The 11,065-nt window shown below is 66.9% G+C and carries 13 protein-coding genes; 6 read left to right on the forward strand and 7 right to left on the reverse strand.

Annotation, left to right across the window (positions count from 1 at the left end):
* Positions 1-3: 3 nt before the first annotated feature.
* Complete coding sequence (locus tag HMPREF2924_RS14635) at positions 4-1,167, forward strand: iron-containing alcohol dehydrogenase (RefSeq protein ID WP_003135995.1); 1,164 nt, start codon at positions 4-6, stop codon at positions 1,165-1,167.
* 22 nt (positions 1,168-1,189) lie between these two features.
* A complete protein-coding gene (locus HMPREF2924_RS14640; protein ID WP_003096230.1) occupies positions 1,190-1,633 on the forward strand; it encodes an acyl-CoA thioesterase in 444 nt (147 codons plus the stop codon).
* Here the strand turns inward: HMPREF2924_RS14640 and HMPREF2924_RS14645 are convergent.
* The gene (locus HMPREF2924_RS14645) at positions 1,615-2,172 is read right to left on the reverse strand and encodes a chorismate mutase (protein ID WP_003096224.1); all 558 of its coding nucleotides are present in this window, start codon (positions 2,170-2,172) and stop codon (positions 1,615-1,617) included. The genes HMPREF2924_RS14640 and HMPREF2924_RS14645 overlap by 19 nt on opposite strands.
* A gap of 223 nt (positions 2,173-2,395) precedes the next feature.
* Between HMPREF2924_RS14645 and HMPREF2924_RS14650 the strand changes: the two genes are divergently transcribed.
* Positions 2,396-2,611 (forward strand): carbon storage regulator, encoded by a 216-nt coding sequence (locus HMPREF2924_RS14650; RefSeq protein ID WP_003096222.1) that lies wholly within the window; start codon positions 2,396-2,398, stop codon positions 2,609-2,611.
* Positions 2,612-2,679: 68 nt separating this feature from the next.
* Here the strand turns inward: HMPREF2924_RS14650 and HMPREF2924_RS14655 are convergent, their stop codons facing one another.
* From HMPREF2924_RS14655 to HMPREF2924_RS14675, 5 genes are all read right to left on the reverse strand, one after another.
* Positions 2,680-3,087 (reverse strand): glycine zipper domain-containing protein, encoded by a 408-nt coding sequence (locus HMPREF2924_RS14655; RefSeq protein ID WP_003135994.1) that lies wholly within the window; start codon positions 3,085-3,087, stop codon positions 2,680-2,682.
* Positions 3,088-3,184: 97 nt separating this feature from the next.
* Positions 3,185-3,700 (reverse strand): hypothetical protein, encoded by a 516-nt coding sequence (locus HMPREF2924_RS14660; protein ID WP_003096217.1) that lies wholly within the window; start codon positions 3,698-3,700, stop codon positions 3,185-3,187.
* A gap of 309 nt (positions 3,701-4,009) precedes the next feature.
* Entirely contained in the window at positions 4,010-6,331 is a 2,322-nt protein-coding gene (locus tag HMPREF2924_RS14665; protein ID WP_003135992.1) for an FdhF/YdeP family oxidoreductase, read from the reverse strand.
* A 7-nt stretch (positions 6,332-6,338) separates the two neighbouring features.
* Positions 6,339-7,178 carry a formate dehydrogenase accessory sulfurtransferase FdhD gene (gene fdhD, locus HMPREF2924_RS14670; RefSeq protein ID WP_003135991.1) on the reverse strand — a complete coding sequence of 280 codons (840 nt, stop codon included), beginning with the start codon at positions 7,176-7,178 and terminating at the stop codon, positions 6,339-6,341.
* Positions 7,179-7,236: 58 nt separating this feature from the next.
* Positions 7,237-8,157 carry a LysR family transcriptional regulator gene (locus HMPREF2924_RS14675; RefSeq protein WP_003096212.1) on the reverse strand — a complete coding sequence of 307 codons (921 nt, stop codon included), beginning with the start codon at positions 8,155-8,157 and terminating at the stop codon, positions 7,237-7,239.
* A gap of 173 nt (positions 8,158-8,330) precedes the next feature.
* Here HMPREF2924_RS14675 and lysM point away from each other — a divergent pair, with 173 nt between their 5' ends.
* Complete coding sequence (lysM, locus tag HMPREF2924_RS14680) at positions 8,331-8,768, forward strand: peptidoglycan-binding protein LysM (protein ID WP_003096210.1); 438 nt, start codon at positions 8,331-8,333, stop codon at positions 8,766-8,768.
* 51 nt (positions 8,769-8,819) lie between these two features.
* Here the strand turns inward: lysM and yrfG are convergent, their stop codons facing one another.
* Positions 8,820-9,485 (reverse strand): GMP/IMP nucleotidase, encoded by a 666-nt coding sequence (gene yrfG / locus HMPREF2924_RS14685; protein ID WP_003135990.1) that lies wholly within the window; start codon positions 9,483-9,485, stop codon positions 8,820-8,822.
* Positions 9,486-9,610: 125 nt separating this feature from the next.
* Here yrfG and nudE point away from each other — a divergent pair, with 125 nt between their 5' ends.
* Together nudE and cysQ are read left to right on the forward strand one after the other, a co-directional pair.
* A complete protein-coding gene (gene nudE / locus HMPREF2924_RS14690; protein ID WP_003135989.1) occupies positions 9,611-10,177 on the forward strand; it encodes an ADP compounds hydrolase NudE in 567 nt (188 codons plus the stop codon).
* On the forward strand, positions 10,174-10,995 hold the full coding sequence (gene cysQ / locus HMPREF2924_RS14695; protein WP_003135988.1) for a 3'(2'),5'-bisphosphate nucleotidase CysQ: 822 nt from the start codon (positions 10,174-10,176) through the stop codon (positions 10,993-10,995). The genes nudE and cysQ overlap by 4 nt, the downstream gene beginning before the upstream one ends.
* Positions 10,996-11,065: the final 70 nt, after the last annotated feature.

Raw genomic sequence — 11,065 nt, forward strand, 5'->3', positions numbered from 1 at the left:
GATATGCAAGCTTTCAGTTTCGCCACTACCGCGCAGATCCTCTGCGAGGCCGGCTCCGCCATCCGCCTGGCGGAACTCTGCCGCGAGCGAAGGGCGTGCCGCGTGTTGATCGTGACCGACCCGGGGATCACCCGGCTCGGCTTGCTGGATGCGATCCTGCCCGGCTTCCCGCGCCTGGGCCTGGCCGTCGAGGTGTACGACCAGGTGCTCGCCGATCCGCCTGAATCGGTGGTCGAGGCCGCGCTCGGGCGGGCGCGGGGCATGGCTGCCGAGCTGGTGGTCGGTTTCGGCGGTGGCAGTTCCATGGACGTGGCCAAGCTGGTCGCGCTGCTCGCCCATCCAGAGGCAGGGCAGGGGCTCGGCGAGGTCTTCGGGGTCGGCAACGCACGCGGGCCGCGCCTGCCGCTGATCCAGGTGCCGACCACCGCCGGGACCGGCTCCGAGGTGACGCCGATCGCCATCGTCACCACTGGCGAGACCACCAAGATGGGTGTGGTCTCGCCCTACCTGCTGCCCGATCTGGCGCTGCTCGATGCCGACCTGACCCTCGGGCTGCCGCCGGCGGTCACCGCGGCGACCGGTATCGACGCGATGGTGCATGCGATCGAGAGCTATACCAGCAAGCTGAAGAAGAACCCGCTGTCCGACCTGCTGGCGCGGGAGGCGTTGCGCCTGCTGGCGGCCAACCTGGAACGCGCGGTAGGCGACGGCGGCGACCGCGAGGCGCGCCAGGCCATGCTGCTGGGCGCCTGCCTGGCCGGGCAGGCCTTCGCCAATGCGCCGGTGGCGGCGGTGCATGCCCTGGCCTATCCGCTGGGAGGGCATTTCCACATTCCCCACGGCCTGAGCAATGCGCTGGTGCTACCGGAGGTGATTCGTTTCAACGCTCCCGCTGCCGCTGGACTCTATGCCGAGCTGGCGCCGCTGCTGCTGGGCGACCGCTTGCGTCCGGGCGATCGCGACGCGCTTACCGCGCAGCTGATCGACGAACTGGCCCAGCTCAGTCCGCGCAACGGCCTGCCGAGCCGCTTGCGCGACGCCGGGGTGGACGAGGCGATGCTGCCGCGCCTGGCCGCCGACGCGATGCTCCAGCAGCGTCTGCTGGTCAACAACCCGCGCGAGGTCGGCGAGGCGGACGCCCTGGCGATCTATCGCGCGGCATACTGAATCCCTTCTACGAGGACCGGGCATGGCGACCGCCCCGCGACCGCTGCGCGAGCAGTACCTTCATTTCCAGCCGATCACCACGCGCTGGCACGACAACGATATCTACGGACACGTGAACAACGTGACCTACTATGCGTTCTTCGACACGGCGGTGAATACCTACCTGATCGAGCGTGGCGGCCTGGATATCCAGGGCGGCGAAGTGATCGGCCTGGTGGTCAGTTCCAGCTGCGACTATTTCGCGCCGGTGGCCTTCCCCCAGCGGATCGAGATGGGCTTGCGGGTGGCGCGCCTGGGCAACAGCTCGGTGCAGTACGAACTGGCCTTGTTCCTCGAAGGGCAGCGGGAGGCCTGCGCGGCCGGGCGTTTCGTGCATGTCTTCGTGGAGCGCCGAAGCAGCCGCCCGGTGGCCATTCCGCAGGGACTACGCGATGCGCTGGCCGCGCTTCAGAGCGCGGCCCAGTGACAGAGATCGCCCGCCGCCCGTGACAGGGCGATGGCGTGCAGTTCGTCCAGGCGATCGTCGCGTACCTGCCGTTGCAGCGCCTGGTTTAGCCTCGGCCGACAGTCGTCGACGCGCAGTTCGGCGAGCGCCGGGGCGTAGCCGCGCAGCAGCTCCAGGTTGAGCTGATTGAGGCGGTTGCGGATGCGCTCCAGGTCGACCGCCTGGCCAGCGTCCGGTAGCGGCCGGCTGAGCAGGCGGTACTGGACCAGCTTGTTCGCCTCGATCTGCGCGGCGAACAGCAGGCGCACCTGCTCGGCGCCGACCCCGTGGCTCCCGGCTTGTCCGGCGAGCATCTGCAACTGTTGTTCTTCCCGCGGGCTGTCCTGTACCGCCTTGCCCGACTGGGCCTTGCTCTGGGCTACCTGATCGGCTAGTTGCAAACGCTGGCTGCTCAAGCTCAACAGTTGCTGGAGAGCCGGCGACAGCGGCTGGGCCTGGAGCAGCGGGCCTTGCAGGAGCAGGAGGGCAAGCAGGCCCCAACTGGCGAACGACGGGCGCATCTGGAAATCTCGATTGAATTGATGCCGGGCACGCTAGCAAAGCGAGCCCGGTGCGACAATCCATGACATGGCGTGAGGCGATGAGGAAGCGCTGGATGGGACATTTCTGATTGAACGTTTGCAGTCTCGACGCTGGAGCAATGTTCTGTGACCATCCCTCCACACCATTTCATTCACCAAAGGGGCCGGTTTGCCCCTGCTATGACTGGCAAGGACGCGGAACATGGGTTTCCTGATACTCTCCCGCCGAGAAGGCGAAGGCATCACCCTGTCCCTCAAGGCCGACTACCCGGCGGAGGAACTGATTCGGCAATTGCGCGAAGGCGGCATCCGGATCCTGGTCACCGATATCATCGGCAACCAGGCCCGGGTCGGGATCGAGGCGCCGCGTGGCGTCCTGATCGTTCGCGACGAGTTGAAGACGGCACCGAAAGGCTGACGAACGGTAGAAAGTAAAAGCCCCGCGGTCGCGGGGCTTTTCCACATCGGCTTCGGCAAGCATGCCGATCAACGATGCTTGTGCTTGCGGTGTTTCTTGCCGCGGTGACCGCTGTCGTTGTCCTTGCCCAGGTTGTTACCGACCGCGCCACCCGCTGCGCCGCCGAGGCCTGCACCTATGGTCGCGCCGGTGCTGCCGCCCAGCTTGTTGCCGATCACCGAACCGCCGGCCGCGCCTAGCCCGCCACCCAGGGCTGCTTCGGTCTTGCGCCCGTCCTTGGCGGTCATCGCGCCGCCAGCCGCTCCACCTAGGCCGGCACCTATGGCCGCACCGGTGCTACCGCCGATGGCGTTGCCCACGACGTTGCCCAGGGCGCCGCCCACGCCGCCGCCCACGGCGGTCTTGGTGGAGTCGCCGGCGAGCGCGGCTTGTGCGCCCAGCAGGCCGAACGCGATTACCAGGAGAGATTTACGCATCGTGCGTGCCTCATCGTTGAATCAGGAGGGAAATACGGTCGTTCGCACAAAGGCCGGACCATCAGGCCCGGCCTTTGCGTCGTGGGGAGCGGAGGAATCAGTCGTCGTAGTAGCGACGATGATGCTTATGGCGCTTCCACTTCTTGTACCGGCCATAGTGATGGCCGTTGTCATGCCGGTAATAGCCATCGCGATAGCCGGCGCGGCGGTAGTAGCGACGGTCGCGGTAGTCGTCATCGTCGTCGTAGCGGCGGTTGCCGTCGCCATAATGGTTGCCCAGCGCGCCGCCGCCGGCGCCGCCGAGGGCCGCGCCGATCAGGCCACCGGTGCTGCCACCGATCTGCCGGCCGATGACGTTACCGCCTGCGGCACCGAGGCCGCCGCCGATCGCCGCTTCGGTCTTGTTACCGCGTCCGGCGCCGACTGCACCGCCCGCAGCGCCACCGATGCCGCTACCGATCGCGGCGCCAGTGCTGCCGCCGACCGCATCGCCGACGACCGAACCCAACACCCCGCCCAAGGCGCCGCCGATGGCCGCGCGGGTGTTGTCGCCTGCGAAGGCGGTACCACCGACCAGACTCAGGGACAACAGGAGTATCGAGGAATACTTCATAGAGAGTTTCTCTCTGTGGGGATGACGGCTGCGATGCTGGGGTTGGCCCAAACCGCTGACAAGCGTCAGCCGACGATTGGTAGAACAAACTCGAAATATTCCAAGTGTTTGTTTTTTATGGGGAACTTTCTTCGGCGGAGGCGGTCTTAAACCGAATGCGAAACGCGATTTCAGGGTCGAAATCGGTATTTTTGCTGGCGGGATGCTGGCCATTCTAACGCCGACGAGCGGCCTGCCTTCAAGGCCTTTCATCGACTTTTTCCTTAAGACGCCGCCTCCTGTTGCAGGAGGCGGCGTTTTTCGTGGGCTTCAGATAATGCGCCCGTCGCCCGTGGCCTTTTCCAGGCGTACCGCGATGAACTTCGAAGTCGGCGTATGGCTGCCGACGCCGACGCTCTCCAGCGGCACCAGGGGATTGGTTTCCGGGTAGTAGGCGGCTGCCTGGCCGGCCGGGATGTCGAAGGCGAGCAGGGTGAAGTGGCGTACCCGGCGTTCGATGCCATCGCTCCACAGCGAGACCAGGTCGACCTTGTCGCCCGGCTGGTAGCCCAGGCGGCGGATATCCGCCTCGTTGGCGAATACCACTTCGCGCTGGCCCTTCACTCCGCGATAGCGATCGTCCAGGCCGTAGATGGTGGTGTTGTACTGGTCATGGGAGCGCAGGGTCTGCAGGATCAGGTCGGGTTCGAGGCCACTGTCGCGCACCTGTGCCGGCAACAGGTCGCGGGGCAGCGGGTTGGCGACGAAGTTGGCCTTGCCGCTGGCGGTGTTCCAGCGTCGTTCGCCGGCGGCGTTGCCGAGGTAGAAGCCGCCGGGATGCCGGACGCGGCGGTTGAAGTCGGCGAAACCGGGGATGGTGTCGGCGATCAGCTCGCGGATGCGCTCGTAGTTGGCGATCAGCGCGTCCCAGTCCACCGGATGGTTGCCCAGGGTTGCCTTGGCGATGCCGGCGATGATCGCCGGTTCCGAACGCATCTGCTGCGAGAGTGGCTCCAGTTGTCCGTAGGACGCGTGGATCATGCTGAACGAGTCTTCCACCGTGACCGCCTGCGGGCCTTCGGCCTGGCGGTCGATGTCGGTGCGCCCCAGGCAGGGCAGGATCAGTGCGTCGCGGCCGGTGGTCAGGTGGCTGCGGTTGAGCTTGGTGCTGATGTGCACGGTCAGGTCGCATGACGCCAGGGCGGCGTGGGTGCGCGGACTGTCCGGGGTGGCCTGGGCGAAATTGCCGCCCAGGCCGATGAAGACCTTCGACTTGCCCGCGAGCATCGCGGCGATCGCCTCGACGGCGTTGTGCCCGTTGTGGCGTGGCACTTCGAAGCCGAAGCGCCGTTCCAGTGCGTCGAGCAGCGCCGCCGGCGGCCGCTCGTTGATGCCCATGGTGCGGTCGCCCTGCACGTTGCTGTGGCCGCGGACCGGGCAGAGACCGGCGCCCGGGCGGCCCAGGTTGCCGCGCAGGAGTTGCAGGTTGACGATTTCCTGGATGATCGCCACCGAATGATGGTGTTGGGTGATGCCCATCGCCCAGCAGACGATGACCCTGTTCGCCCGCCGGTACATCCGCGCAGCCTGTTCGATTTCCGCCAGGCTCAGCCCGGACTGGCGCTCCAGGTGTTCCCAGGGGGTGGCATCCAGTTCGGCCAGGTAGGCCTCGAGGCCGTCGGTGTGCTCGGCGATGAAGGCGTGGTCGAATACCGGCTCGCCGCCCTCGGCCTGGGCGTCGCGCTCCCAGGCGAGGAGGAACTTGGCGATCCCGCGGATCGCCGCCATGTCGCCGCCCAGTGCCGGACGGAAGAACGCGGTGTTCAGCGGCGAGGACCCGTTGGTCAGCATTTCCAGCGCATTCTGCGGATGCTGGAAGCGCTCCAGGCCGCGCTCCTTGAGAGGGTTGAAGCAGACCACCTGGGCACCGCGCTTCACTGCCTCGCGCAGCGGCTCGAGCATGCGCGGGTGGTTGGTGCCGGGGTTCTGCCCAAGGATGAAGATCGCGTCGGCGTGTTCGAAGTCGTCGAAGGTCACGCTGCCCTTGCCGACCCCGACGCTGCGGCCCAGTGCCACGCCGCTGGCCTCGTGGCACATGTTCGAGCAGTCGGGGAAGTTGTTGGTGCCGAACGCGCGGACGAACAACTGGTAGAGGTAGGCCGCCTCGTTGCTGGCCCGCCCGGAGGTATAGAACTCCGCCTGGTCGGGGCTATCCAGGCGTCGCAGGTGCTCGGCGACCAGGGCGAAGGCGGCGTCCCAGGTGATCGGCTGGTAGTGGTCGCTGAGCGGGTCGTAGCGCATCGGTCCGGTGAGGCGGCCCTGGTATTCCAGCCAGTAGTCGCTCTGTTCGCGCAGGGCGCTGACGCTGTAACGGGCGAAGAACGCCGTGTCGACGCGGCGCTTGGTGGCTTCCCAGTTGACTGCCTTGGCACCGTTCTCGCAGAACTTCACCCGGCCGTCTTCCGGCGAGTCGCCCCAGGCGCAGCCGGGGCAGTCGAAACCGCCGTTCTGGTTGGTCTTGAGCAGGGCGCGGAGGTTCTTGAACGGCTGTTTGCTGTCCAGCCAGAAGTGCGCCACGCTGTGCAGCGCGCCCCAGCCGGCGGCGGCACCGGCGTAGGGCTTGTAGCGGGGTTGGAGAGGTTGCAGGCTCATGACGGACTCACTCGGTTGCGGCCGGCGCCGGGCTGTAGACCCGCGGGGCACTGTGATGGGGCTGGTGGATCAGGTTCAGCTGGTGGCGGCGCGCCCATTGCACGGTCAGGGCGGTTGGCGCGGAGAGGCTGACCAGGGTGCCGATCCCGGCGCGTACGGCCTTGTGGATAAGCTCCAGGCTGCAGCGGCTGGTGACCACGGCGAAGCCCTGCGCAGCATCCAGTCCCTGTCCATGCAGGGCGCCGATCAGCTTGTCGAGGGCGTTGTGGCGGCCGATGTCCTCGCGACACAGGCGCAGCTCGCCATGCCCGTCGAAATACAGCGCGGCATGCAGGGCGCCGCTATGGCGCGCCAGTCGCTGGGCCTGCTCGATACGCTGGCGCAGGGCGCCGAGATGGGCGGCGGGAGGCAGCGCCTGCGACGACCGCTCCGGCAGTTGCGGCAGCGCCTGCTCCAGGGCTTCGACGCCGCACAGGCCGCAGCCTGACGTGCCGGCCAGTTGCCGGCGCTGGCGCTTGAGGTTCCAGAATGCGCGGCTGCTGATCTCGACCTCGGCGTGGAGGGATTCGCCCTGGCCGCTGACGCGGATTTCATAGATTTCGTCGATGGCCTGTACGAAGCCACTGCTGAGGCTGAAGCCGCGGACGAAATCCTCGATGTCCTCGGGCGAGGCCATCATCACCGCCTGGTTCAGTCCGTTGTAACTGATCGCCAGGGCGCACTCGGCGGCAAGGGAGGCCTGGCCGATCTGCTGCGGCAGGTGCAGGTCGGCGTAGCGGTAAACGTCGGGAACGGCGGAAGGCGCCCAGGTATCGGCGGATACCGGGCATGCAGGCTGGCAAGGCATGGGCTGGGCCCTATCGTTCTAGGTGTGGAGCCAGCCTAGGCCTGTCGCGGAGCGGCGTCTAATCGGTTGTGCCGATACCCTGATCGACAGGGTCTATCAAGCCGGCGGGCGCCAGCCAGGTCCGGGCCTCCTCGAAGCAGGCTTCGGCCAGCGCCGAGCGCGGCTGTCCGCTGCGAATGATCAGGCCGAGCGCTGCCAGGGTATGGGCGTCCTCGATGGGGACCAGGCGCAACTCGTCGTCGACTTCGCTGCCCAACGGCATGATCGCGCAGCACAAGCCACGCTGCACCGCCTGCAGCAGTTGCTGCACCGAGTCGGTTTCCAGGCGCGCGATGGGGCTCAGCCCGCGGCTGCGGAAGTTGTGGTCGATGGATTGGCGGAAGTGCATGCCCGCCGAGAGCAGGCCCAGCGGCAGGCCAGCCAGCGCATCCCAGTTCAGCAGCGCGGCGTCGAGCGGGAAATGGCTGGGGTGATGGAGCAGGCCCATGCGGGTCTCCGCCAGTTCGATGCCCTCGAAATGGCTGCGGTCCAGACGGTCCAGATAAGAGACGCCGAGATCGAACTGGTTGCGCGCCAGGCCTTCGAGTACTTGTTCCGAACTCAGGGAATAGAGCTGGAAACGCAACTCCGGGTGGCGCCCGGCCATGTGCTGGACCAGGCGCATCGGGTCGAAGCTGGCCAGCGGCACCACGCCCAGGCGCAGGGTCCCGACCAGTTGCCCGCGGCAGGCGGCGGCTTCCGCGTACAGCCCTTCCTGGGCCGCCAGCAGGCTGCGTGCCCAGGCCAGTACGCGCTCGCCGGCCTCGGTGAAGCCTTCGAAGCGCTGGCTGCGTCGCACCAGTTCCAGGCCGAGTTCTTCCTCCAGGCTGCGCAGGCGCATGGACAGGGTCGGCTGGGTGACGTGGCAGCGTGCGGCGGCCTGGCCGAAGTGGCGGGTTTCGTCGAGGGCGCAGAGGAATTTCAGTTGCTTGATGTCCATCGGCGCTTCCGTGGCGGGGGTGTCGCCGAATCTTAACGCGAATGGGCGCAGTGTTATGGGGTGGCGAAGGAGGCTAGGGATATTTCGCCGGTTTTTGCAGTCTAGACTTGGCTAGTCGCGGATCGGGATTGCGCCGGCCGCTTGCAACCGTAACCGTAAAGGGAGAACCAAAGATGGGTATTTTCGCGTTCGTGAAGGAAGCCGGTGAAAAGCTGTGGGATACGCTGACGGGGCATGAGGCACAGGCGGCCGAGTCGCTGAAGGAGCACGTCGCCAAGGTCGGCCTGGGCAACCCGAACATCCAGGTTTCGGTGGAAGGCGACAAGGTCATCGCCTCGGGCGAGGTGGCCAGCCAGGAGGAGAAAGAGAAGATCCTGCTGGCGCTGGGCAACGTCGCCGGCGTCTCCTCGGTGGAAGACAAGATCACCGTGGCCCAGGCCGCTCCGGAGGCGCGCTTCGTCACCGTGAAGAAAGGCGACACCCTGAGCGCCATCGCCAAGGCCGAATACGGCAATGCCAACGCCTACATGAAGATCTTCGAGGCCAACAAGCCGATGCTCAGCCATCCGGACAAGATCTACCCCGGCCAGGTCCTGCGCATTCCCGAGTGATCCCGGCGTTTCGCCAACCCCGCCCGCGTGGCGGGGTTTTCGTTTCCGCGGCTACGGCAGTCCTTCGAGCAGCCGCCGGTAGTCCTCCTGGGCAGCGAACTCCTCGGTGTCCCGGACCTGGCCACGGCTGTCCGGGTGGCGTACCGCCAACAGGTGGGCGACACCATAGGCGCGGGCGCTGCGCAGGATCGGCAGGCTGTCGTCGATGAACAGGCTGCGCTGCGGGTCGAAGCCGAAATCGGCTTGCAGGGCGCTCCAGAAGCGCGCGTCCTCCTTCGGGTAGCCGTAGTCGTGGGAGCTGATCAGTCGGTCGAAATAGGGCGCCAGTTCGATCCGTTCCAGCTTCAGCGACAGCGAGTCGCGGTGCGCGTTGGTGATCAGCGCCACGCGCTTGCCGGCCTGGCGCAGGGCGGCGAGGAAGGTATCGGCGTGCGGACGCAGCGAGATCAGGTGCGCCACCTCGTGCTTGAGTTCGCGGATCGACAGGTCCAGTTCCCGGCTCCAGAAATCCAGGCAGTACCAGTTGAGCTGGCCAGCGTGTTCGCGGAACAGCGGCTCGAGCACGGCATCGGCTTCGGCGCGACTCAGGCCGTTGCGTTCGGCATAGCGCTGGGGCAGGTGTTCCAGCCAGAAGTGGTTGTCGAAGTGCAGGTCGAGCAGGGTGCCGTCCATGTCGAGCAGCACGGTGTCGATGGCGGACCAGGGCAGGGTGGGCATGGCGGCTCTTGTCGCGGTTCGTCGCGATCGATGCGGAAATCTGTCGCTTCCCATCAATCTCCGACAGGGATAATCGGAAAAGCCGGGGTATGATAACCCGCCGGCTTCGCCAAGGAGTTATCCACATGCGTCAGAAACCCACCGTACTCGCCAGCGAGATCGTCGCGAAGAGCCGACTGTTCGCTGTCGAGGAGTTGCAACTGCGCTTCAGCAATGGCGTCGAGCGCACCTACGAGCGTCTGGTCGGCAAGGGCCAGGGCTACGGTGCGGTGATGGTGGTGGCCATGCTCGATGCCGAGCACGCGGTGCTGGTGGAGGAATATTGCGCCGGGGTCGACGAATACCAGTTGTCGCTGCCCAAGGGCCTGGTCGAGCCGGGCGAGGACATCCTCGCGGCGGCCAACCGCGAACTCAAGGAGGAAGCGGGCTACGGTGCCCGGCAACTGGAGCACATCACCGAACTGTCGCTGTCGCCGGGCTACATGAGCCAGCGCATCCAGGTGGTGCTGGCGCGCGACCTCTACGAGGAGCGCCTGCCGGGCGACGAGCCGGAGCCGATGAGCGTCGATCGCATCAGCCTGCGCGAACTCTCGAGCCTGGCCCAGCACGCCCAGTTCAGCGAAGGCCGCGCCCTGGCCGCGCTGTACCTGGTGCGCGACCTGCTCACCCAGCGCGGCGAGTACCAGGCATGAGGCCGGTGCCTTGGGGCGAATTGGTGGCGCTGGTGCGGCGCGCCGGCGAGGCGATCCTGCCGCACTGGCGCGCCGACGTGGCGGTGCGCTCGAAGGCCGACGAATCGCCGGTGACTGCCGCCGACCTGGCCGCGCACCATATATTGGAGGCGGGATTGCGGGCGCTGGCGCCGGACATTCCGGTGCTTTCCGAAGAGGATTGCGAGATACCGCTGAGCGAGCGCGGCCACTGGCGGCGCTGGTGGCTGGTGGACCCGCTGGACGGCACCAAGGAGTTCATCTCCGGTAGCGAGGAGTTCACCGTCAACGTGGCCCTGGTCGAGGATGGCCGGGTGCTGTTCGGCCTGGTCGGCGTGCCGGTGAGCGGCCGCTGCTACTACGGTGGCGCCGGTCTCGGTGCCTGGCGCGAGGAGGCCGATGGCGGCGCGCAACCGATCAGTGTGCGCCTGGAGCCCGAGGAGGCCTTCACCGTGGTGGCCAGCAAGCGCCACGGCAGCCCGGCCCAGGAGCGCCTGCTGGATGGCTTGAGCGAGCGCTTCGGCGACCTGCGGCGAGCCAGCATCGGCAGTTCGCTGAAGTTCTGCCTGCTGGCCGAGGGCGCTGCCGACTGCTATCCGCGCCTGACGCCAACCTCGCAATGGGACACGGCCGCCGCCCAGGGTGTGCTGGAAGGCGCCGGCGGCGAGGTGCTCGACCTGCATGGCGCGCCATTCACCTACGAGCCGCGCGAGGACTACCTCAACGGCTCATTCCTGGCCCTGCCGCGCGCTGCCGAGTGGCGCAACGAGCTGATCCAACTGGCGCGCGCGCTGCACTGAAACGAAAGAGCTGGTCGAACCCTAATGCTGTTTACTTAAGAAAAACGCCGCGCCCCAATTGGGGCGCGGC

This window comes from Pseudomonas sp. HMSC063H08 (assembly GCF_001813645.1).
GTDB classification, from domain to species: Bacteria; Pseudomonadota; Gammaproteobacteria; order Pseudomonadales; family Pseudomonadaceae; genus Pseudomonas; species Pseudomonas aeruginosa.